At 64.5% G+C, this 22,190-nt stretch carries 23 protein-coding genes and 1 pseudogene; 14 read left to right on the top strand and 10 right to left on the bottom strand.

Features of this window, described 5'->3' with window-relative positions; all coding sequences use genetic code 11:
- Window positions 1–5 precede the first annotated feature (5 nt).
- The gene (locus AC1DNF_RS15360; RefSeq protein WP_478149466.1) at window positions 6–1,370 is read left to right on the top strand and encodes a metal ABC transporter permease; all 1,365 of its coding nucleotides are present in this window, start codon (window positions 6–8) and stop codon (window positions 1,368–1,370) included.
- Here the strand turns inward: AC1DNF_RS15360 and AC1DNF_RS15365 are convergent.
- The 4 genes from AC1DNF_RS15365 to AC1DNF_RS15380 are packed head-to-tail and all read right to left on the bottom strand — an operon-like array spanning window position 1,330 to window position 3,532.
- Window positions 1,330–1,785 (bottom strand): carboxymuconolactone decarboxylase family protein, encoded by a 456-nt coding sequence (locus AC1DNF_RS15365; RefSeq protein WP_478149467.1) that lies wholly within the window; start codon window positions 1,783–1,785, stop codon window positions 1,330–1,332. The two genes, AC1DNF_RS15360 and AC1DNF_RS15365, sit on opposite strands and share 41 nt — an antisense overlap.
- 22 nt (window positions 1,786–1,807) lie before the next feature.
- Complete coding sequence (locus AC1DNF_RS15370) at window positions 1,808–2,230, bottom strand: cupin domain-containing protein (RefSeq protein WP_478149468.1); 423 nt, start codon at window positions 2,228–2,230, stop codon at window positions 1,808–1,810.
- A 39-nt stretch (window positions 2,231–2,269) separates the two neighbouring features.
- A complete protein-coding gene (locus tag AC1DNF_RS15375; protein ID WP_478149469.1) occupies window positions 2,270–2,980 on the bottom strand; it encodes a nitroreductase in 711 nt (236 codons plus the stop codon).
- 3 nt (window positions 2,981–2,983) lie between these two features.
- Window positions 2,984–3,532 carry a 4-hydroxylaminobenzoate lyase gene (locus tag AC1DNF_RS15380; RefSeq protein ID WP_478149470.1) on the bottom strand — a complete coding sequence of 183 codons (549 nt, stop codon included), beginning with the start codon at window positions 3,530–3,532 and terminating at the stop codon, window positions 2,984–2,986.
- Window positions 3,533–3,645: 113 nt separating this feature from the next.
- Between AC1DNF_RS15380 and AC1DNF_RS15385 the strand changes: the two genes are divergently transcribed.
- The 4 genes from AC1DNF_RS15385 (at window position 3,646) to AC1DNF_RS15400 (ending at window position 8,007) form a co-directional block, all read left to right on the top strand.
- Window positions 3,646–4,626: a LysR family transcriptional regulator gene (locus AC1DNF_RS15385; protein WP_478149471.1), complete on the top strand. Its 981-nt coding sequence runs from the start codon at window positions 3,646–3,648 to the stop codon at window positions 4,624–4,626.
- A gap of 377 nt (window positions 4,627–5,003) precedes the next feature.
- A complete protein-coding gene (locus AC1DNF_RS15390; protein WP_478149472.1) occupies window positions 5,004–5,873 on the top strand; it encodes an NAD(P)-dependent oxidoreductase in 870 nt (289 codons plus the stop codon).
- A 228-nt stretch (window positions 5,874–6,101) separates the two neighbouring features.
- Entirely contained in the window at window positions 6,102–7,274 is a 1,173-nt protein-coding gene (locus tag AC1DNF_RS15395) for a D-alanyl-D-alanine carboxypeptidase family protein (protein ID WP_478149473.1), read from the top strand.
- 253 nt (window positions 7,275–7,527) lie between these two features.
- Entirely contained in the window at window positions 7,528–8,007 is a 480-nt protein-coding gene (locus AC1DNF_RS15400; protein ID WP_478149474.1) for a VOC family protein, read from the top strand.
- A 169-nt stretch (window positions 8,008–8,176) separates the two neighbouring features.
- Here the strand turns inward: AC1DNF_RS15400 and AC1DNF_RS15405 are convergent, their stop codons facing one another.
- Entirely contained in the window at window positions 8,177–9,058 is an 882-nt protein-coding gene (locus AC1DNF_RS15405) for an AraC family transcriptional regulator (protein WP_478149475.1), read from the bottom strand.
- A gap of 134 nt (window positions 9,059–9,192) precedes the next feature.
- Between AC1DNF_RS15405 and AC1DNF_RS15410 the strand changes: the two genes are divergently transcribed.
- The 4 genes and pseudogenes from AC1DNF_RS15410 to AC1DNF_RS15425 all read left to right on the top strand — a co-directional run.
- Complete coding sequence (locus tag AC1DNF_RS15410; RefSeq protein ID WP_478149476.1) at window positions 9,193–9,420, top strand: hypothetical protein; 228 nt, start codon at window positions 9,193–9,195, stop codon at window positions 9,418–9,420.
- A 13-nt stretch (window positions 9,421–9,433) separates the two neighbouring features.
- Window positions 9,434–9,835, top strand: a complete 402-nt coding sequence (locus AC1DNF_RS15415) for a VOC family protein (RefSeq protein ID WP_478149477.1) — start codon at window positions 9,434–9,436, stop codon at window positions 9,833–9,835.
- Between the two features lie 3 nt (window positions 9,836–9,838).
- Complete coding sequence (locus tag AC1DNF_RS15420; protein WP_478149478.1) at window positions 9,839–10,186, top strand: nuclear transport factor 2 family protein; 348 nt, start codon at window positions 9,839–9,841, stop codon at window positions 10,184–10,186.
- Between the two features lie 6 nt (window positions 10,187–10,192).
- A pseudogene (locus tag AC1DNF_RS15425) lies at window positions 10,193–10,412 on the top strand (integrase); the annotation flags it as partial.
- A 99-nt stretch (window positions 10,413–10,511) separates the two neighbouring features.
- Here the strand turns inward: AC1DNF_RS15425 and AC1DNF_RS15430 are convergent.
- Window positions 10,512–11,117: a YdeI/OmpD-associated family protein gene (locus AC1DNF_RS15430; protein ID WP_478149479.1), complete on the bottom strand. Its 606-nt coding sequence runs from the start codon at window positions 11,115–11,117 to the stop codon at window positions 10,512–10,514.
- A gap of 213 nt (window positions 11,118–11,330) precedes the next feature.
- On the opposite strand from AC1DNF_RS15430, the gene AC1DNF_RS15435 reads away from it, so the two are divergent.
- The 4 genes from AC1DNF_RS15435 (at window position 11,331) to AC1DNF_RS15450 (ending at window position 15,056) form a co-directional block, all read left to right on the top strand.
- On the top strand, window positions 11,331–11,588 hold the full coding sequence (locus tag AC1DNF_RS15435) for a hypothetical protein (protein WP_478149499.1): 258 nt from the start codon (window positions 11,331–11,333) through the stop codon (window positions 11,586–11,588).
- 311 nt (window positions 11,589–11,899) lie between these two features.
- Complete coding sequence (gene istA / locus AC1DNF_RS15440) at window positions 11,900–13,513, top strand: IS21 family transposase (RefSeq protein WP_478149480.1); 1,614 nt, start codon at window positions 11,900–11,902, stop codon at window positions 13,511–13,513.
- Entirely contained in the window at window positions 13,510–14,274 is a 765-nt protein-coding gene (gene istB / locus AC1DNF_RS15445; protein WP_478149481.1) for an IS21-like element helper ATPase IstB, read from the top strand. Before istA ends, istB begins: the two co-directional genes overlap by 4 nt.
- Window positions 14,275–14,819: 545 nt before the next feature.
- Complete coding sequence (locus AC1DNF_RS15450; protein ID WP_478149482.1) at window positions 14,820–15,056, top strand: hypothetical protein; 237 nt, start codon at window positions 14,820–14,822, stop codon at window positions 15,054–15,056.
- Window positions 15,057–15,296: 240 nt separating this feature from the next.
- Here the strand turns inward: AC1DNF_RS15450 and AC1DNF_RS15455 are convergent, their stop codons facing one another.
- Together AC1DNF_RS15455 and AC1DNF_RS15460 are read right to left on the bottom strand one after the other, a co-directional pair.
- On the bottom strand, window positions 15,297–17,321 hold the full coding sequence (locus AC1DNF_RS15455) for a 4-oxalomesaconate tautomerase (protein ID WP_478149483.1): 2,025 nt from the start codon (window positions 17,319–17,321) through the stop codon (window positions 15,297–15,299).
- A gap of 1 nt (window position 17,322) precedes the next feature.
- A complete protein-coding gene (locus AC1DNF_RS15460; protein ID WP_478149484.1) occupies window positions 17,323–18,294 on the bottom strand; it encodes a Bug family tripartite tricarboxylate transporter substrate binding protein in 972 nt (323 codons plus the stop codon).
- A 158-nt stretch (window positions 18,295–18,452) separates the two neighbouring features.
- Between AC1DNF_RS15460 and AC1DNF_RS15465 the strand changes: the two genes are divergently transcribed.
- Window positions 18,453–19,382 carry a LysR family transcriptional regulator gene (locus tag AC1DNF_RS15465; protein WP_478149485.1) on the top strand — a complete coding sequence of 310 codons (930 nt, stop codon included), beginning with the start codon at window positions 18,453–18,455 and terminating at the stop codon, window positions 19,380–19,382.
- Window positions 19,383–19,422: 40 nt separating this feature from the next.
- On the opposite strand, the gene dctA is transcribed toward AC1DNF_RS15465, so the two are convergent.
- Both dctA and pcaB read right to left on the bottom strand, forming a co-directional pair.
- Window positions 19,423–20,757: a C4-dicarboxylate transporter DctA gene (gene dctA / locus AC1DNF_RS15470; RefSeq protein WP_478149486.1), complete on the bottom strand. Its 1,335-nt coding sequence runs from the start codon at window positions 20,755–20,757 to the stop codon at window positions 19,423–19,425.
- An 81-nt stretch (window positions 20,758–20,838) separates the two neighbouring features.
- The gene (gene pcaB, locus AC1DNF_RS15475; protein WP_478149487.1) at window positions 20,839–22,185 is read right to left on the bottom strand and encodes a 3-carboxy-cis,cis-muconate cycloisomerase; all 1,347 of its coding nucleotides are present in this window, start codon (window positions 22,183–22,185) and stop codon (window positions 20,839–20,841) included.
- Window positions 22,186–22,190 lie beyond the last annotated feature (5 nt).

Raw genomic sequence — 22,190 nt, forward strand, 5'->3', positions numbered from 1 at the left:
CCACCATGTCACTGATGGAATTGATCGCTCTGCTGGCGCCGCCATTCGCAGGCTGCGCGATATTCGTCGCCATTCATGAAGGCTTCGGCGTGCACGTCCTGCGGCGGGGCGTCATCTTCGTCGACCTCGCGCTCGCGCAGATGTCCGCGCTTGGCGCCACGCTTGCGTTCGCAGCGGGACACGATCCGACCAGCGCGGGCGGCCTTGCATACACGCTCTTCTTCTCGGCATTGGGCGCGGCACTGCTGGCACTCGCTCGCGCGCTGCCGAAGGATTTCGGCCATGAGGCGTATATAGGCATCGTCTACGTGGTGAGCACCGCCGCGACGATCGTCGCCGTGGATCAGTCGCCTCAAGGAGGAGAGCAGGTCAAGCAGATCTTCATCGGCAGCATCCTGGGAATGTCCTTCGAGGACTTGCCCAAGCTTCTGATCATGTATGGGGTGATCGGGACGATTCTTTGGCTCGTTCGAAAGCCAATCGGCAGGGCGAGCGGGCCTGCGCCATCGACGCACGCGCGAGGCGACATGGTCTGGGACTTTCTCTTCTATTTTCTGTTCGGCTTGGTCGTCACAAGCTCCGTGGCCATCGCCGGGGTGCTGCTTGTCTTCTGCTTTCTGATCATTCCTTCCATCATCGGAACACTCTTCTCCACCCGACCCGCGGTGTCGTATCTCGTCGGCTGGAGTGCCGGGGTCATTGCAAGCGCCGCGGGGCTTGGAGCGTCGTTCGCATGGGATCTGCCTGCCGGGGCTGCCCTTGTCATTGCGTTTGCGGCCGTACTCCTGCTTGCCTGCGCGTTGCGTGGCGTTGCGCGGGGGTCGACGCAAACGCGGCTGGCGCGCGTGCGCTCGCTCGCGCGCGCGGTCTGCGCAGGCATCCTCGTCGTGATTGTCCTGGCCATGCTCTGGCTTGTCGCCGAGCCGGGCGCCGATCAACCCCTGGTCGTGTTCGTCGAGAAGCTCACGGGTGTCGGCCCGGAGCGTTTCCTGACACCTGCTGAACGAGGCAGGTATGCGGAAGCGGTCGCGTCTGCCAGGTTGAAACATGCGCAGGCGAATCAGCTCACGCAGCAGGAGAGGCAGTCACGCTGGCAGGGGGACGGCCTTTCCGATGAAGCGATTCGCCGCATCGGGACATTCCAGCAAGCCTTCAACGAGATGGCCCGGGGCGAGGATTTCGTGGTGCGTGAGTTGACGGCGCGTGCGCGCGAACGCCAACGCAGGCGCGAAGCACCGCTTGTCCTTGCCGGGTGCGTGTTGGCTTTGGGGCTCCTGCTTTGGACTCGGTGGCCTGCGCGTTCGGCGTCGGTATCCGGGCCGCCCGACCCTAGTTGGCGACGAGCGCCTGGGGCGTGTTCCGGAAGCTGATCGCCATGCGGTTGTAGGTGTTCATCAGCCCGATGGCAATGGTGAGGTCGACCAGTTCTTGCTCGCCGAGCACGGCACGCGCTGCTGCGTAGTCGCTGTCGGGGACGCCGGTCTCCGCCACGCGTGTCACCGATTCCGCCCAGGCCAGCGCGGCACGCTCCCGCTCGTCGAAGAGAGTGCCCGCCTCCCTCCACGCTTGCAGCAGGGCGAGCTTCTCGATGGCCTGCCCCTTCTTCAACAGGTCACGCGTGTGCATGTCCAGGCAGAAGGCGCAGTTGTTGATCTGCGAAACACGCAGGTACACCAGATCGACCAGAACGGGCGAAAGGCCGCTCTGCGCGACGTACCCGTACAGGTTGCCCAGTGCCTTGGCGCCGCCCGGGGCGATTTCGTTGTAGTCGAGACGCTTGCTCATGGTTGTATTTCCGGAGATCGGATCATTGGGTGGGTGTTGTGAGTGCGGTGTCGTCGGTGTCGACCACGAACACAGCCAGGAGCTTCGCGGGCCGGGTCTTGCTCGCGTTGCGGCTGACAGGATGTCTCGCGCCCGGGGGCTCGTAGAAGCTGTCCCCGGCGCGCAGGATCTGCCTGGGTCCATCGTTCACCTGGGATTCGATGGCACCGGAGACCACATAGCCGTAGATGAATGCAGACTTCGCATGCACATGGGCCGGCGAAGCGCCCCCAGGGGGATAGTCGACCAGGACGGCGACCAGCGACTTGCCGGGGATGTTGGGTATCGCTTGCCGCAGTGCCGGGGTGACTCTCTCCGCCGATTCGTGCGCGGTGGCGGGGATGGGCGCGAGGGCGCCGATGGCGCCAGCCGCGACGGCGGCGGCAGCAAGCCATGAGGTATTCATGTGCGTTTTCCTTCTTCAAGAGTTGACAGTGCGACCGGCTCAGGCCGGAAACCCGAAGAGCCGCGCGAAGTCCCGCACGCGCTCCCGTGGCATCCTTGGCTGATTCACCTCGGCCTGCGGATCGCCGTATCCCATGGACATGCCGAAGGCGGTCACTTCCTCCGGCGGCAGGTGCAGGTGCGCCGCGATCGGCTCATGGAACTGTGCGAAGGCGACTTGCGGGCAGGTGTCGATGCCCCGCGCCTTCGCGGCGATCATCACGTTCTGCGCGAAGAGCCCGAGGTCGATCCAGCTGTGCGGCTTCAATCGGCGGTCGATGCTGAAGATCAGACCGACCGGCGCGCCGAAGAAGGAGAAGTTCCGCTCGGTCTGGCGTGTGCGCGCCGGGGTGTCGTTGCGATCGATGCCGAGCGAAGCGTAGTAGCGCGCCCCGAAGTCGATCAGTCTCGTGCGGAACATGTCGGGCAACGGCTCGGGGAAGTGCGCGGGCGCCGGTGCGGTTCCGGCCCGGAAGGCGGAAACCAGGGCGCCGGCCAACTCATCCTTGATCGCGCCGCTGACCACGTACACCCGCCAAGGCTGGATGTTGGCGCCGCTCGGGGCGCACGCCGCATCCTCCAGGATCTCTTCCACGAGTTCCCGGCGCAGCGGCTGCGCCTTGAAGGCGCGCACCGACCGGCGCGAGCGCACGACGGTGGCGACGCATCTCGCGATCGCCTCCTGGGACCATTCGGTTGCTGTCTGGACCATGGATCACTCCTGCGGCGCGTCGTGATAGGAGATCCGGCCGGAGGGCAGGAAGAACAGCGCGATGACGGCGCCACCCTTTGCTTCCGGATAGTGGTGACTGCCCGGCGACGGGGCGGTCCAGCCGCCGAAGCACCAGCCATTCGGCCCGTTCAAGGCGGCCCCGGGGTTCAGGGGGACGACCATGTTGAACTCGCCATAAGGATGACCGTGGTACTGCCCGCGGAATCGGTCGTCGGGGTGGCCTTGCCTGTTCCCGGTGCTATCCATATAGACGGCCGTGATGCTGAAGTAGAGCGTGCGCTCCGAGGGCTCCGCGACGCGGCTGCGGCGGTAGGTGGGGCCGTCGATCTCGACCTTGGCTGCCCAGCCGTCCACCACGCCCTTCCTCACCAGGCAAGCCAGGGTCTGGTAGAGCTCGCTCTCAGGCCCGTACTTCTGGTTCAGCCAGCGTTCGGCCGCGGTGCCGGCGGTCATGTCCTTCACTTCCTCGAGGAAGGGTATGCAGCGCTCGATCAGCGCTTCTCGCTCTTTGATGAGGGTATCGGCCGTCATGGTCGCGTCTCCTGATGAATGACTGGACGCGATCATGGGCGAAACATGAAATGAATGGAATTGATGTCTTTGCAATTACATAATGCATGCCGTTCAAGTGTTGGAGTGAGATCATGAGCATCGGCCGCATGGATCTGAACCTGTTGAAGGTGTTCGAGGCGGTCTATGAAGACCGCAATCTGCTGCTGGCGGGCAAGCGCCTCAATCTGACGCCATCGGCGGTGAGCCATGCGCTCCGGAGGCTGCGTGAGCTTGTCGGCGACGAGCTTTTCATGCGCACGGGGAAGGGCATGGTGCCGACCGGCCGTGCGACGGCGATGGCACCGGGCCTGCGGGACTCACTGCGCCGCATCGAGGTCGTCCTGGGCGTGGAGCCGTTCTCGGCCGAGAAGTCCACCCGGCGCTTTGTCATCGCGGCGAACGATCACGTGACTGCCGTGATCGTTGCGCCTTTGTCCCGCGAACTGCAAGAGGTCGCTCCGGGGGTGGACCTCGTCATCCGGCCGTCCACGCGGCTGGACTTGGCCGAGCAGATCGACCTCGGACGCATCGACTTGGCCGTCGGCATCTTTTCCCAGATGCCACCGCGCCTGAACTCGCGAACCTTGATGTCCCAGGGAGAGGCCATCCTGATGAGCAAGGGACACCCCGCTTCCCGCCGGAAGCTCACGCTGCGCGACTTGACGAGGTATCCGCTCGTCACCCTGTCTGTCGGCGGGGAGGAGGAAGGCGCGGTGGGGGGCTTCATCGTCGAGCGCGGCCTCGCGCGCCAGTCGGAGATGTTCGACAGGCGCGCGTTGGAGGAGGCGCTCCTCGAATCGAAGGAGGCGCCAAGGCTGAGAGTCACCGTCCCGCACGCGCTCGCGATTCCTGCGCTGCTTCGCGACACCCACATGCTGTCGATCGTGCCCGCATCCCTGGCCGTGGTTCTCGCGAAGAGCGGCGACCTGATTCGCCGACAACCGCCGTACCAGGCCGGTACGTCGGCCCTTCGCGCAGTCTGGCATGGGCGCGACGAGCACGACTTGGGCCATGCGTGGATGCGCGAGATGGTCGCGAAGACCGCCCGGGCCGCTGAAAAGGCCCTCGCATAGCACGCGGAGAGCCGCCGCGACCTGCAGGCTATCGGACCTTCACGACGAACCCTCGGGCGCCCGGGTGCGATAGCCCGCGAGCGCTTCGAGGTCGGGAACCGCCCTCAGGCCGGGGCCTTGCGGCACCGGCGCGCGTCCATCGGCCCTCGCCGCCGGCGGCATCGAACGGCGCACCCTGCAGCTTGCTCGTCGGGGTTGATGCCGGTCGCGAACGCCGGCACCCGGAGTCGGATGGGTTTCATGTCTCCGGGGGCGTCATTCAGAAGAGGGTCGATCCGCAGTACCTCAAGCGCGTTTTGTCGACGCCGCGTCCGGGTTGAGCGGACAGTTGCAGAATCCGCGGGTCAGTCAAATACACATCGAAAGGGCGAGAACCAATGAAGCATATCGGCATGGTGGGCATCGGCATGATGGGCCACGGCATCGCGAGCAACATCGTCAGGCGGGACTACGAACTGGGTCTGTTCGAGCACTCGGGCAATCAGCCGGTGGACGATCTCAAGGCCGCGGGGGCCAAGGGCTTCGGCAGCCTGAAGGCGCTGGCGGAGGGCTCGGACGTGATCATCCTGGTGCTCACGGGCTCGCCGCAGGTGGAGGCCGTGCTGCAGGGCCCGGGCGGTATTCTCGAAGGACTGCGGCCCGGCGCCGTGGTGATCGACTGTTCCACCGCGATCCCTTCGTCCAGCGTGCGCATGGCGCAGGCGGTGCGGGCGGCGGGCGGGCGCTTCCTCGACAGTCCCATGACGCGCACGCCGAAGGAAGCGGCCGAAGGCCGGCTCAACCTGCTGGTCGGCGGCGACGCGGCGCTTCTGGAGGAATGCCGGCCGCTGCTGCAGTGCTTTGCCGAGAACATCTCGCACATGGGTCCGGAGGGCGCGGGCCACAGCATGAAGCTGCTGCACAACTACGTGTCGCTGGGCATGGTGACGCTGCTGTCGGAAGCGGCCGCCTGTGCGCTTCGCAGCCAGGTCTCGCCCGAAGCCTTCGTGGATGTGCTGGCCAAGGGCGGCGGCGGCGGGGTCGCGCTGGAGCGCCTCAAGCCCTTCCTTCTGGCGGGCGACACCTCCGGACTCCGCTTCTCGGTGGCCAACGCGCGCAAGGACCTGGACTACTACAACACGATGGCCATGGACGCGGGTTCGCACAAGGAAGTGGCGGCCGCGGTGCTGTCGACGCTGGAATTCGCCCTCGCGCGCGCGCCGCAGGCGCTGGTGCCGGAGTTGCCTTCGATCCTCGGATCGGCGTGACTCGCGGGGCCCGGCGGCCAGGCGTGTCCGAGCCCCTTCCCTTGATGGCGTTCGTGGCTCCTGCCTGGGCCATTGCGGGAGTTCGGGTCTCGAAGCCGATCTGATCGCCATGTCCTACAAACAGTTTCTCGGATCGATGGGAAGGCCCGTGCTCCTTGGCGGACAATCTGGGACCCTGGAATTTCGAGGGTCCGCCCTCTGGCGGACCTTCTTCATCATTCGACCTTCATGACTCGTCTCACTCGAGCGCTTCGCGCGCTGGCGCTGATCGGCGCCACCTCCATCGGGCTCATTGCACATGCGCAGGTACCGGTCCCTCCCGAGATCGCTGCGCCCAGCTATCTGCTCCTCGACGTCACATCCAACCAGATCCTCGCGGCGAAGGACATCGACACGCCGGTCGAGCCTGCGTCCCTCACCAAGCTGATGTCGGCCTACCTCGTCTTCGACGCGCTCAAGGCCAAGAAGATCTCGCTGCAGCAGACCCTGCCGGTGAGCATTCGCGCCTGGAAGATGCCGGGCTCGCGCATGTACATCGACCCCAAGATGCAGGTGCCGGTGGAGGATCTGATCAAGGGCCTGATCGTTCAATCGGGCAACGACGCCACAGTCGCACTGGCAGAGGGGGTGGGCGGGACCGTCGAGCGCTTCGTCGAGATGATGAACGAGAAGGCCAAGGAGCTCGGCATGAAGAACACGACCTACAAGAATCCGGAAGGGCTCCCGGCCCCGGGGCACCTGACGACGGCGCGCGATCTCAGCATTCTTGCCGTGCGGCTCAGGCGTGACTTTCCGGAGGAGGTGAACTACTCCTCGATGAAGAAGTACCGCTATCCGGGTACGCCGGCGGCCAACGACACCAACCGCAACACGATGCTGTTCCGCGATCCGACCGTCGACGGCTTGAAGACCGGACATACGGACGCAGCCGGCTTCTGCGTCGTCGTGACGGCCAAGCGCGATGCGCCGAACCTGCCGGGTGGCCGTCAGTTGCTCTCGATCGTTCTGGGCGCAAGCAGCGACCGCATGCGCACCGACGAGACGCAGAAGCTCCTGAATTGGGGATACACCGCCTACGAGGACGTCCAGTTGTTCGCGGCGGGCCAGGCCGTGGCGACGCCGCGCGTCTGGAAGGGCGCGGCGAATACGGTGAAGATCGGCCGCGCCGAGCCCATCGTCGTGGCCGTGCCCGCGGGCTCGTCGGCGAAGGTCAAGACGCAGGTCGTGGAAGCAGACCCGCTGATCGCTCCGTTCACGCTCGGCCAGCCCATCGGCTCGCTGAAGGTCACCGTTGCCGACCAGCCATTGACCGAAGTCCCGCTGGTGGCCCTCGGCGCCGTGGACAGCGCCGGTTTCTTCGGTCGCGCCTGGGACGCCGCCCGGCTGAAGGTGAAGTGGTGATCGCGGCGCCACGCGCCGGGTGCCGATCCTCGTAGACGAGCCCGGCGCGTCAGGAGGGTTGCGGGCCGCCAGTGCGAATCGATACGTCGCGCCGCCGCCCGCGCCCGCCGCGAGGCGTGGGCGGCATCGGAGATTCCCTACAACGGCATCCGTCCGATCCGATAGCCCGAGATCCCCGCGACGAGGACGATGGAAGGTCTTTGGACGGCCCCCGGATGCCGGATGCCGGATGCTCAACGCTTCAGGAGAAACGATGACCAGCAAGAACACGATCTGTCTGTGGTACGACGGCGCTGCTGTTGACGCCGCAAACTTCTATGCCGAAACATTCCCCGACAGCGCTGTCGGCGCCGTCATCCGTGCGCCGGGCGACTATCCCGACGGCAAGCAGGGCGATGTCCTGGTCGTCGAGTTCACTGTTGCCGGCATTCCCTGCATGGGCCTGAACGGCGGGCCGCATTTCAAGCACAACGAGGCCTTCTCTTTTCAGATCGCGACCGACGACCAGGCCGAGACCGACCGCCTGTGGAACGCGATCGTCGGCAATGGCGGCCAGGAGAGCGCATGCGGCTGGTGCAAGGACCGCTGGGGATTGTCATGGCAGATCACCCCGCGCGTCCTCACCGCGGCGCTGGCCGACACCGACCGCGCGGCGGCCAAGCGCGTGTTCGACGCGATGATGACCATGAGAAAGATCGACATCGCCGCGATAGAGGCGGCACGGCGGGGCTGAAACCTGTCGTCGAGTTGAGGAAGCGACCAGGCCGCGCGCTCGCGCGTTTCCATCGCCAGCCCTTCTGACAAGGTGCGCTCCATGAACGGTATGGTGGTGGAAGCTTAAGCGACGCTGCAGGACGCGGCCAGCGCGGATGCGGTCGTCGTCGGAAGCGGACGCCTCAAGTTCACCTCAAGACTGCGGTGATTCGCGCAGCATCCTTCGCGGGAGGAAGTCCGAACGCACGGGCGTATTCACGGCTGAACTGGGTCGGGCTTTCATAGCCGACCTCGTGGGCCACCGAGCTAACGTTGTAGCCTGCCGCGAGGAGCAGTGTTCGCGCCTGAAGCAGGCGGATTTGCTTCTGATATTGCAGAGGGCTGAGCGTGGTCACTGCCTTGAAATGGCGATGAAACGCCGAAACACTCATGGCTGCGTCCTCGGCCAGTTCCTCCATCCGCAAGGGACGCGCGAATTCGTGGCGGATGCGCTGGACCACCCGGTGGATTCGTGCCAACGAAGTATCGGGCGTCGCGACGTCGCGCAACATCCAGCCCATGGGGCCCTGCAGCACCCGGTAGAGAATCTCGCGCTCGTAAGCTGGAGCCAGTGCGGGGATATCGGACGGACTCTTCATCAGGCGCAGCATTCGGACCCATGCATCCAGAAGCTCCGGCGTCACCGGTGCAACGGAGAAGCTTCTTTCTTGCCCTCTTCTGGCGGGAGAATCGGGCACATCCGACAACAAGCCCGCCAGACAGGACGGGGTGAGAGTCAGACTCACGGCGAGATACGGGGCACCGGAACTGCTGCTTCGCACGACGCCGGCCGCCGGGAGGTCGATTGACATGACGAAGTAGGTGGCGGGGTCGTAGTGCAGCGTCTGCCCACTCACGGTCATCGACTTGCTGCCCTGCAGGATGAGATTGACCATCGGGTCATACACGGCGGCAAGCTCATGGTCCGGGATGGCACCACGGACCATCGCCACACGCGGGATGCCAGTCTCGGTCCGCCGGTTCTGTGCGTGGGCAGCCAGCTTTCGGAGTTCGTCCAGTTGTTCTTCCATGGCGCCATTGAACTTCGACTCTTGCCCAAGGACAAGCACAGAAGCAGAAATAGGCAGGAATCAGACAGGAACAGGCGGGCGAAGATGCGGGCGGGCGTCTATCGTGGAGTCACTTGACTTCACCCGAGACACACATGAGCATCATCGTCATTGCCGGAGGCAGCCGAGGCATCGGCGCCAGCACCGGGGTCGATGCGTTGTCGCCAGGTGCCATCCGCACTGAACTCGGCGGCGGCCTGAATGCCGAGTTCGAGTCCATGCTGGCTTCACAGACCGCGCTCGGGCGAGTGGGCGAGCCGGAGGAAGTTGCCCGCTGGGTCAATGCCCAGACCACTGAGGTCGCAGGTGGCTATACCGTTTGAAAGGATACGTCCCATGCTCGACCACATCTTCCTCACGGTCAACGACATCGACCGTTCAGTCGCCTTTTATGAGAAGGTGCTTCCCATCCTTGGGATCATCAACCGACACGACTATGACGGCAAGGACGGCCCCGCGGGTCACCCTGACCTCAAGGGCTTCGGTGCGAAAGGGCGCATTTTCTTCTGGCTGCGACAGGGAGCTGCTGCGCCCGGCGCGGTGCACGTCGGCTTCGTTGCCGACTCCGAGGAAATGGTGAAGTTGGCTCATGCAGAAGCACTGGCAGCCGGCGCGACCGAGATTCATCCGCCCGGAGCGCAGCTTCACTACGACCCGCGCTACTATGCAGCGCAGGTCCGGGACCTCGACGGCTACAGCCTCGAATTCGTCTACAAGAGCTGGCAACACGGGAGTTGAGCGATGCCCCGGCAAAGGGATAACCTTCGCGGCGTCGCCGATGCGCTGATTGCAGCCACCAATGCATTCGATGTCGCGCGCGCGCTGACCCTGTTCGCGCCGGATGCGGTGATTGATGACCCTTCCACCGGCCATCGTTTCGACGGCCATGCTGGCATTCGCGAATACATCGAGCGGTATTTCATCCACTATCAAACGGCAACGCGCTGCCTGTCAATCAAGAGCCTGGGCGACAACCGAGCGCGCGTGCGAGTCGACTTCACCGGCGACTTCGGGCACGAGATTGGGTTGCTGGAGATCCTCGTGAATGAGCTCGGGCTGATCGTCCGTATCGACGCCAACCTCGAATAGCGCAGAGCCATCCGGGTGCGTTTGCAGCTCCAAGGGTGTGTGAGAGAGCTTGCGCTCTTCAACCTGGGCATCGTCAGCAAGCTTCGGGCTTGCGGCCGAGATGACAGGCCCGACGCGGCTGGCCGTTGAGGCGTGGATTGCCGCGGCGCAGTCGAAGGCTGGAGATTTCTTGTTTCCGAGCCGGGTTCATGATTCGCCGCGCGTCGGGACCCGGCAGTACGCCCGCCGGCGCAGCAGAGCGACGCCTGAGGCGGTGAGCCGCCCGGACATGCCGAACCGGGCGGGTCTCCGGCAGAATTCGGCCGCGAGCGGACCTTGCGGCACGCTAACTGCTTGAGAGCCTCTTGGCGGGATGTATCGTCTCACCCCGAGCGAGCATGCCGACGAACTTTTCGATGCGCTGGACACGCGTCTTCTGCGTCTTCGCGTCCTGGATTCTGTACAAAATTGCAAAGCGATTGGCGCCGTCGAGTTTCTCGAAAAAGCGCTTGGCCACAGGAGATGCATCAAGCGCCACCTGCAAATCCGCGGGGACGACTGCCGTGCTCTGGGGTGCATAGGCTGCATCCCAACGCCCATCGGCTTGAGCTGCACGGACCTGTGTTAACCCAGATGGAAGCATCCGGCCCTCTTCGATGAGCTTCAATGCCGCTGTGCGATTGACTTCTGACCATTTGCTCTTTGGCGAGCGCGGCGTGAATCGAACCAGCCACCATTGGTCGTCATACTTATCGAGTTGCCCATCAATCCAGCCATGACAAAGAGCTACTTCGATGGCTTCCCGGCGGGAGACACAACGTGTCTCGGCACCTTTCTTGGCGAGCTTGAGCCAAAGGCCCTTTGAGCCAGTTGGTTCTTGTGTCAACCATGTCGCCCAGTCCTCGGGGGATGCGAACGCGATGACCGGGAGGCCACCCTTCACTTCACTCACTGCTGTGGAAACCATCGAGCCAGTTTACGCCGCGCATGGCGGCCCTCATCGTGGCTGAAGTGACGTATACGGCCTTTGAGCCCGTACCCTCGCTGGATCAACATACGAACCGGCAGAATGCGGCCAGAAGCAGCCGGTCGGCCCCGCCGAAGAATTCGCGGCATAGAAGATGTTGACAAAGGCATGCATCCGTCATTGAGCGAGAATTGCGAAATGGCTACTGCAAGGTCCTTTGAGACCACCGACTACAAGCTCTTCCCCTCGCCACGCAACGAACACCGGGTGGTGTTCGAACACCAAGTGTTCGTGCCGCAGCCATACGCGCTTATCGACCTTCCGAGTTATCACCTGAGGGGCCGCTACAGCCTATTCGCTGCCTGCCGACTTTCCGACGGCAAGATGGGCCAACTCGTGACCCTGGAACAGGCGGATGACATTGCGAAGTTCAAGGCGAAGTTCGTTCCGGATTAGCCCCCACGCCGTACTCCTGAGGTTCACCCTCAGGGCGGCTGTTCATCCGAACGATACGATGTCGCCAATGTTGGGCTCGTCCGCAAGTTGTTCCCCCAGGAGGTTGAAGAGCGCATTCGCTGGCCCTGCCTTGATTGGAATTACCGGGATTCGTCCCCCGGCGGCCACCCAAAGTGCCCCACTTATGGCCACCCAAACTGCTCCACCCTGGCCACGGTGATCTGACGCATTGAACACGGTGCGTCGGGCGCCGCGAAGCTCGACAGGCAGGACGTTACTTTCCACCCCCTCTGAGCGAGGGGAACAACGGAGTGAACGTCTTGAAGCCACATCTGCAAACCACCATCTGGACGCTGCTCAAGGGCGGCGCCACCCAGCACGAGATCGCGCGAGTCACCGGCATCTCGCGCCACACCATCCGGGCGTATCAGCAGCGCTTCGCCGCCGATCCGGCAAACTGCCCCGGGGTGGCCACCGACTCCGGTGGTCAAACTGCTCCACCCTGGCCACCGACTTCCTGGCCGGTAGCGCCGCCGCTGGCCACCTCCAAGTGCGAACCCCACCGCGCCTTCATCGACGCCCAGTTGCGCCTGGGCCGCAACGCCACCGCCATCTACCAGGACCTGGTCGACCAACATGGCTTTGACGGCGCCTACAACTCCGTCAAGCGCTTCGTCGCCCAGCTTCGTCACAAGGAGCCCGAACAGTTCGACCGCCTGAGCTTTGCGCGCGGCGAGGAGATGCAGGTCGACTACGGCGAGGGCGCGCCCACCCGGGTGCCTGGCACCGAGCGCTGGCGCAAACCCCGCCTGTTCGTGGCCACGCTGCGCTACTCGCGGCGCAGCTTCCGCCGCGTGGTCTGGAAGTCCAGCCAGCAAGTCTGGGCTGAGTTGCACGAGCAGGCCTGGGCCTACTTTGGCGGGTCGACCCACTACGTCGTGCTGGACAACCTTAAGGAGGGCGTCTTGAAGCCCGACCTGTACGAGCCCGCGCTCAATCCGGTCTACGCGGCCACACTCGCTCATTACCAGGTGGTGGCCGACCCAGCCCGGGTACGGGATCCGAATCGCAAGGGGACGGTAGAGAACGCGATCCAACATACCCAGTCCACCGCGCTCAAGGGGCGGCGCTTCGAGACCATCGAAGAGCAGAACGCCTTCCTGGAACACTGGGAATCCAAGTGGGCCGCCTCGCGCATCCACGGCGCCGAGCGGCGTCAGGTGCAGGCCATGTTCGAGGAGGAGCGCGCCCACCTGCAGCCGCTGCCAGCCACGCGCATGCAGTACTTCACCGAGGTGAAGCGCACGGTTTGCGACGACAGCTGCGTGCGCATCGACCACAGCAGCTACGCCGCGCGCCCGGCCCCGATTGGCTCCAAGGTGCTGGTGCGGCTGTTCGAGCGGCGCATCGAGATCCGAGACCTTCGCACCCAAGCCCTGCTGCGCACCCACGACCGGGTCGATCGCCCCGGCACCGTGGTGTTGCCCATGGCCGAGCGGGTGTTCAACCCCTCGCGCGAGACGCGCTACATCTTGAGCCAGGCCCGCACCATCGGGCCGCAGGCCTCTCGGCTGTGCCAGACGCTGTTCGCCTTCGAGGGGCGCGTGGGCCAGCGCAAGCTCTGGGGCATCGTCAATCTGGCCAAGCGCTACCCCAATCACTTCATCGACGCGGCCTGCGCGGCCGCCATGGAGCAAGGCGTACACAGCTACCGCCACGTCAAGGCGCTCACCGAGCGGCTGGTGGCCGACGCGCTGGCCGCCCTGCAGGCCGGTACCCCGACACAGTCGGCGTCAACGCTCACCCAGCAGCACGAGCTCATTCGCAGCGCCGACGAATACGGCGATCTGTTCGCCCAAGCCGCCACCGCCACCTCGGGCGGCACAACCTCCCCCACGCCCACCACTGAGATCGCCCAGCCATGAACATGACCGAGATCGAACGCGCCCTGCGCGAGCTGCGCCTGTCCGGCATCGCCGACACCCTGTCCACCCGCGTGATGCAGGCCCAGGCCGCCCAGCAGCCCTTCCTGGAGACGTTGGCCGCCATGCTGCAAGACGAGCTCGACCGGCGCCGCTCGCGCCTCATGGAGCGCCGCTTCAAGCGCTCAGGCCTGGCCGAGCGCCTGACGCTGGCGGACTTCGACTGGCGCTTCAATCCCAAGCTGCCGCGCAACGCCTGCTTCGAGCTGCACACCCTGAAGTTCATCGGCGAGGGGGCCAACGCACTGATCGTCGGCAAGCCCGGCACCGGCAAAAGCCATGTGGCCAAGGCGGTGGCCTACCAGGCCACGTTGCAGGGCTATGACGTGCGCTACGTGGAGGCCGACTCCGAGTTCGCCCGCTACGGGCTGGCCAGCACGGCGGAACAGGCCGAACAGCTCAAGGGCTGGATCGAGCCAGACCTGTTGGTCCTTGATGACCTGTTCCTGGCCCGGCGCATTGCCGACGTGAGCGCCGAACTGCTGCAGGCCATCGTGCACCAGCGCTACAAGCTGCGCCGCGCCATCGTCATCACCTCAAACCGGGTGGTGCAGGACTGGGGCAAGTACCTCGCCGACGCCACCATGGCCACCACCATCCTGGACCGGCTCATGCACCGCTGCGCAATGCTGGAGTTCGAGGGCAAGAGCTACCGTCTGAAGGAGGCCGCCGCGCGCATCGCCATCACGCCCGAATCGTCATAATCCGACCGTCCTGCCTGGAGCAGTTTGACCGGCCATAAGTGGAGCAGTTTGGGGTGGCCATCGGGGGTCGAGACGCACTCATGCAAGTGCGGCACAAGGCAACTGTCTGGGGCGCCGAATTTCTGGTGCGAGCGCTGCGTGAGCGCCTCGATGCGACATCGAACGTTGGCATCCCTGCCCGCATCACAGTGTGGATTCCCTTCATGGACCCGAACAACATCACGCCTCATATGGCAGCGAGGCGCACCTGTTTGACGCTCTGTAACACATCGGGCGTCCGGAGCACCGCGGAAGGCAAGCGCGGCGCGCTGAACGTCCTGCCTACTACTCAGCAAGCTCGTCTCGAAGGCTTTCGAACGTTCAGGCCGCTGCCGGCTATCGAGATTTCGGGAATGACCAGCGCCAACGGAGTCATTAGCCCAGAGGGCAGAATCCGGCCAGGAGCGGCCATACACAGTGCCGCGTCGACTGTCCGCTTGAGGCTGGTTGCAGACCAGTGCTCCTCACGATAGATAGTGTCAAGTAATAGCCTGGAAATACTCAAAATGATGGATTGGGTCCCGATAGTCTTCGTTGCGTTCAAGGTTCTCGTGTTCGGCACGGGCATGTTCTTCGCCATCAAGTGGCATTATGAGCAAGGGAAGAAGGGGAAGGAGAAGCAGAGCGCGGTGCTACGCGCGGGCGGCAAGATGGCCGCAGTCTTCGTGCTATCGCTCCTGGGCCTCTCGCTCCTCACCTTCGGCCTTAGCAGGATGCTCGGTTTGGACTTGACCTTCCCATGATGGCAAAGAATAGTCGGCCGATATCCAGTGATGCGGCAGCCATTCCCCGATGCGGCTATTGGACAGCGTCGGCACGCGGGTCAGCACGTCACTTGAGATAGGCATACGGATTAAGTAGCGTGGCCCGGTTCGGAGGCGAGATTGTCAACACGAACGGCCGCTCAGCGCTAGCTTGCGGTCCGCGGGCATGGCCGTTACGGCCGGTCCAGACCCGCAAGCGGACCTTGGCCACAACCCGCGTCAATCCAGCGCGAGTTGGCGAGACTCTTTCGGTTCAAGCTCGGCCTGAGCCACGACTTGGCGCCAGCGGGCAAGATCCGCCTGCATCCTCTGCGCAAGCATCTCGGCCCCTCCAGGTTCAGCGTGCGCACCATGGCTCTCGAAGCGTTCGACGACTTGCGGGTCGGCCAATACCTCGTTGAGTGCCCGGTTGAGGCGATCAATGGATGCCGCGGGCGTACCGGCCGGCGCGAAGAGCCCATACCATTGCATGACATCCACCCCCGTCACCCCCAGCTCCGCGAGCGTCGGCACCGCAGGAAGAGCCGCCAGACGCCTCGGTCCTGCCACCGCCAAGGCGCGCAGTTGTCCGGCGCAGATGAAAGGGTAGGCCGTGAACAGGCTTGGAAACATGACCTGCGACCGACCGTTGACTGTGTCGGCGATCGCAGGTGCAGCGCCCTCATAGGTCGCGCTGTCCATCGACGTTCCGCTGCTGAGCTGAAACAGTTCAGCGGCGAAGTGCGGTGGCGTCCCGTCGCCAGCTGATGCGTACCTGACGCAGCGTGGCGAAGCCTTCAGACGAGCGATGAGCGTCTGCAGGTCAGTCGCGCCCTTCTCCGGATGGGCGACCATCAAAGTCGACGAAGAACCGACGAGCCCGACGGGCTCGAAATCTCGCACCGGGTCGTAGCCCAGTCTTTGCAACGCCGGGTTCATCGCGTGTGTCCCGACATAGCCGAACACCAAGGTGTGGCCGTCCGGCGCGGAGCGCGCCACATACTCGCTCGCGATGGCACCGTTTGCCCCTGCCCGGTTGTCGACTAGCACTTCCCGGTCGAGTAGTGGTCCCAGCTTGGCGGCAATGATGCGAGCCATCGTGTCGTTGCCTCCACCGGCACGCGTCGGCACGATAATGGTCAGGGCTCTTTGCGGGAAGGATGAGGCCTCCGCGGCCCGAGCGTCCGGACGTGAGAACACATAGTCCGGTAGGTGCAGTTCGCCCTGCATGATCTTTCGCGCCGTACGAACGAGGGCGGCGCGCTCCACCGTCGCGGCGTCTGCGCTGCCCTTCAACTCGACTTCGACATCGATCTGGCCGGCGGGATGCAGCACGATCAGCTTGTGGCGTCCCGGTTTGCGCTCCGCCCCGCTCGCGACCGTTCCCGGCAAGGCAAACGCGCTGGCGACGCCGATGGCTCCGGTGACGGCATGTGATGCATGGCATTTGCGCGGCGTGAAGTAGCGCGAGGTGATGCTGTCATTCGTCTCGCCCGTGTTGACGAGCACTGGCTTTGGAATGACGCTGTTGGATACGTCCCCGAGGCCCATCCTGCGGCCGGCCTCGAGGCGAAGGCTCTCCAGCCGATCGAGGAGCGCAGTGTTCGCATCAAGGGCTGCCGGCTTCTCGCGCCCCGTCACGCCGAGATCGCCGGCCCGCACGATCATCAGAGGCATGGCGGCATCGATGCAGGTCACCTCAATCCCATCGATCGTGTCAATGCGCTTTCCTGTCGGGAAGACCTGCCCGGTGACTGCGCCCCACGCGTCAAGGAAGTTCAGCAGGATTGGCGCCGCCGTTCCGGCCACGCCATCGATGCGCGCGTCGCCTTCATAAGTCACGCGACCGCCAGGAGTGAGGACCGTCACGTCGATGCGCGATCCGGTGTTCACGTTGAAAACGCGAACGCTGGTGGTGCCGTCCGCCGCGGGAATCAAGCCCTGCTCGATCGCAAAGGGCCCGACGCCCGAGAGCATGTTGCCGCAGTTCGGCCGCGTGTCGACCGACCGGTTGCCGACACCGACCTGTGCGAAGAGATAGTCGATGTCGCAACCCGGCTGCATCGAGCGCGACACGATGGCGACCTTGCTGTTCAACGTGCTGCCGCCGCCCACGCCGTCGAGCTGCAGCGGGTCGGAGGCACCGATGGCGCCGATCAGCGCCTGGTCACGGGCCTCGTCGCCATCGGGCAGCCACTCGCGCAGGAAGAATGGGCCGCGCGAAGTTCCGGCGCGCATCAGCACGCAAGGGATGGACCGGGTCATCTCAATCCGCGGTGAGCTTGGCGGCCTGGACCACCTTCTTCCACTTGACCTGCTCCTGCGCCACAAAGGTGCGCATCTGGTCGGGCGTCATGGTCGAGACTTCGGCACCGTGGTCTTCGAGGCGCTTGATCACGCTCTTGTCGGCCAGCACCTCGTTGAGCACTTTGTTGAGCTGTTCGATCACCGGCTTGGGCGTCTTCGCCGGAGCGAAGACGCCGTACCACTGCGAGACATCGACGTCGGCGATGCCCTGCTCCTGGAGCGTGGGCACTTCCGGCATGAGCGTCGAGCGCTTGGTGCCCGCAATGCCCACCGCCTTCAGCTTGCCGGCCCTGACGTACGGCATGGCCGTGAAGAGGCTGGGAAACATCACCTGCGTCTGGCCACCCAGGGTGTCGGTGATGGCCGGAGCGGAGCCCTTGTACGGCACGTGCAGCATGTTGGTGCCTGTCGAAAGCTTGAACATCTCGGCGGCGAAGTGCGGCGCCGTGCCGTTGCCGGCCGAGGCGTAGCTGGTCTTGTCCGGCGCCGCCTTGAGCATCGCCACGACTTCCTTCGCGTTGCCGGCCTTGACGGCCGGATTGAGCACCATCACCGTCGCCGACGATCCGATCATGGCGACGGGCTCGAAGTCCTTGACCGGGTCGTAGCGAAGCTTTTGCAGTGCGGGGTTCATCGCATGGGTTGCGACGTAGCCCAGCATGAGGGTGTAGCCGTCGGCCGCCGCGCGCATCACGTATTCGCTGGCGATGGCACCGTTGGCGCCGGCCTTGTTGTCGACGATGACGGGCTGCTTGAGGATGGCCGACATGGCCTGGCCGATGACGCGCGCCATGGCGTCGTTGGCGCCCCCTGCGGCCGTTGGGACCACGAGGGTGATCGACTTTTCAGGAAAGGCGGCGGCTGCGCTGCCGCAAGCCAAAGACGCCGCCAGCGTCACAGCGCCAACGAGCCGAATCTTCTGGATCTTCAATTTGTCTACTCCGGTGGATGGTCGAAAACTGGGTATCTGGGAGGCTCTTGTTTGGCCGTGACCGAATGTTCCGCTCCTCGAAGCGTTCTGTGAATTGCATGCTTATGATCGATTGATGCACACTGTCGATCAGTGACACCGCCTCGGGAGCCTGCGCCATGGCCATCAACTTCAATCTCAACGATCTGCAGGCATTCCGCGCCGTGGCCGAGCTCAACAGCTTCCGCAAGGCAGCCGAGGCGCTGCATGTGTCGCAGCCGGCTTTCAGCCGACGCATCGAGAAGCTCGAGGAGGCGCTTGGCGTGCGGCTGCTCGACCGCACCACCCGGCGCGTAAGCCTGACCTCCGTGGGACGCGACTTCGATCGCAAGGTACAGCAGCTCCTGGACGACCTCGACCACACATTGCTGGGCATTCGTGGAGTAGCCGCCACGCGGATGGGCGAGGTGACGATCGCCTGCGTGCCCTCGACCGTCTACTACTTTCTGTCGCAGGTGATCTCGCGCTACCACGAGCGCTACCCGAAGATCCGGGTCAAGGTCTTCGACGCCAGCGCCAACGAGGTACTCTCGGCCGTATCCCGCGGCGAGGCCGACTTCGGGCTCAACTTCGTCGGCGGCAAGGAGCCGGACATCGAGTTCAAGCCCCTGCTGGAGGAGCGTTTCGTCGCGGCTTGCAGGCGCGATCATCCGCTCGCCGGGAAGCGCCGGGTGAGCTGGACCGAACTGGCGCAGTACGACTACATATCGGTCAGCAAGGCGTCGGGCAACCGGCTGCTGCTGGACCAGGCGCTTTCGGGCCTGCCTGGCCGTCCGCAGAGCATCTACGAGACCCAGCACGTCACGACGATGCTCGGACTGGTGGAGGCGGGACTGGGCGTGGCCGCGGTGCCCTCGATCGCCATGCCCGACGCGGACCACCCGCTGCTCGTAAGCGTGCCGCTCTTCGACCCGGTCATCACCCGCAAGATCGGACTGATAAGGCGCAAGGGCCGGACGCTATCGCCGGCCGCGCAGCAGCTCTACGCATTCTTCTCCGAGATGAAGGCAAAGCGCGGCAAGCCCGAAGGCCGCCGCGCGGTGAGCTGACTGTCCTGAGGTTGCCGAACTCGAAGCTCGGCGCCCGCCATCAGTGCGCCGGGCCGGCGTGGCCGAGCGACGTGGGGAGGTCGCCGGAGCCTCCTTCGAGATCCTGCTCGGTGCCGGCGTAATTCGCCGCCAATTCGCGTCGCAGTACGTCCTGATCGCATGCGCCTTCCCAGATCGAGACTACGACGCAGCAGACGGCATTGCTGATGGTGCTCGTGAGAGCCCGCGCCTCGGACATGAAGCGATCAATCCCAACGATGAGCGCCACGCCGGCCACGGGCAGGTCGGGCATGACCGTGAGCGTGGCCACCAGGGCGACGAAGCCACTGCCGGTGACCCCCGCTGCCCCCTTGGACGTGAGCAGCATGATGCCCAGCATCGAGGCAATCTGGAGCCACGAGAGATGGATGTCGCAGGCCTGGGCAATGAACATCGATGCCAGCGTGAGGTAGATGGCGGTACCGTCGAGATTGAACGAATAGCCCGTCGGGAGCACGAGGCCGACCACTCCCTTCTTGCACCCGAGCCGTTCCAGCTTGAGCAACAGACGGGGAAGCACCGGTTCGCTGGACGAGGTCCCGAGCACGACCAGCAACTCTTCCTTGATGTAGCGCATCAACTGCCACAACTTGAACCCGTGCAGACGCGCGAGCACACCAAGGACCACGACCACAAAGAAGGTGCAGGCCACATAGAAGGTTCCGATCAGCAGCCCCAGCGAGCCGATCGACTTGATGCCGTAACGCCCAACGGTGAATGCCATCGCGCCAAATGCGCCGATCGGCGCCAGCCGCATGATGATGCCGAAGGCCGCAAAGAGCATGTGGGAAAAGCCTTCGATGCCCTCGAGCACGGGATTGGCTGCCGTTGCGATGCGGGTAAGGCCGAATCCGCAGAGCACGGCAAGCAGCAACACCGGCAACACCTCACCCTCTGCGAAGGCACCGAAGAAGGCGTTCGGGATGATGTGCATGACGAAGTCGGTGAAGCCGTGGATATGTACCTGATTCGCGAAACGGGTCGCCACAGAGGCGTCGAGGTTCTTCGGGTCGATGTGCATGCCGGCGCCCGGCTGCATCAAGAGCACGGTGACCAGGCCTGTGATGAGCGCGAGAATCGTCAGGGCGTAGAAGAGTCCCATCGCCTTGAGCAGGGTCTTGCCGATCTCCTTCGAGTCGCCGAGCGAGGTGATGCCGCTCACGATGGTGCAGAACACCACCGGAGCGATCATCATCTTGACCAGCTTGACGAAACCGTCGCCGAGGGGCTTGAGGGCGGCGCCGAAATCGGGCCAGTAGTGGCCCACGGTGATGCCGAGTATCAGGCCGATCAGGACCTGGACGTAGAGGAGCTTCAGGAGCTTGCGGATGTTCACGACGTTGTCTCCAGATTCAGGGCGCACAGATGCGTACCGGTCTGCGCCGGTTCGGTCGGAAGCGTGGGGCGAGATTCGGACTCAGCGGCGCGCGCCGAGCACGCGATCGACCATGACGCCGGCTTGGCCGAGGTTGTTTGCAGGGTCGCACATCGCATCGAGTTGGGCTCGCGTGACGTGCTTGCTGATCTCCGGATGGGCGATCAGGATCTCGATCAGCGGGCGGTTGTCGGCGAGCGCCTGGCGGCACAGGTCATACACCAGGTCGTGTGCGTATTCACGGCCGATGTACGGACCCAGTCCCATCATCACGGCCTCGGACATCACGAGGCCGTTGGTGATGTCGATGTTGGCACGCATCCGGGTGGCATCGACCTCCAGGCCCTTGAGGATGAACCTGGTCTGCTTCAACGCGCCGGACATCAGGCAGAAGATCTCCGGCAGCGACACCCACTCGATTTCCCAGGGCCCGGTCGAACGCTCGTGGTCGGCGACCATCGCATCCATCAGCGCAGCGGCATGCTGGCGCGCGACCGAGATGTTGGCATGGATGTAGAGGCAGGAGATCGGGTTGCGCTTTTGCGGCATGGTCGACGACGAGCCGCGGCCCGACGCGAAGGGCTCGAAGACTTCTGCCACTTCGGTCTGCATCATCAGCTTGACGTCCATCGCGATCTTGCCGAGCGAACCGCCAACCAGCCCGAGGAAGGCGCCCACTTCGGCGATGGTGTCGCGCACCGTGTGCCATGAGATCAGCGGCTGTGCCAGGCCCAGCTCCTTCATCAGCCCGGCCTGGGTTTCCATGGCGCCCTTCTCGATCGATGACAGGGTTCCCGACGCACCGCCGAACTCGCCCATCAACACGCGTGGCTTGAGCTGCTGCAGACGCTCGCGGTGGCGATCGATGCCGGCCAGGATGCTGGCCATCTTGTAGCCGAACGTGATCGGCGTCGCCTGCTGCAGGTTGGAGCGGCCGATGACCGGCGTGTCACGGTACTTCTTCGCCAGGGCGGCGAGCGCATCTCCGATCTCGTCCAGATCCTGCTCGACAAGGGCGAGACCATCGCGCATCTGCAGCACGGCGGCCGTGTCGGTGATGTCCTGCGTAGTCGCACCCCAGTGGCAATACTCGCCGAGCTTGTCGCGGCAGTTCGCATTGATCTGGTTCACCACCGCAATGATGGGGTAGCCGATCTGCTCGGTCTTGGCCTTCAGCTTGGCCCAGTCGATCTGCGACAGGTTGCAGTTGCGGACGATCTCGTCCGCGGCGTCCTTCGGGATGATGCCGAGTTCGCCCTGCACCTTCGCGAGGGCGCGCTCGATGTCCAGGTACTTCGCGGTCCGGTTCTCGTCGGACCAGACCTCGCGCATGCGTGCGTCGCTGAACATGTCGCCGAAGATGCGCGAGTCGATGATGGTGGAGGCCATGGTGT

The sequence above is a fragment of the Variovorax sp. 01T432 genome, assembly GCF_056398605.1.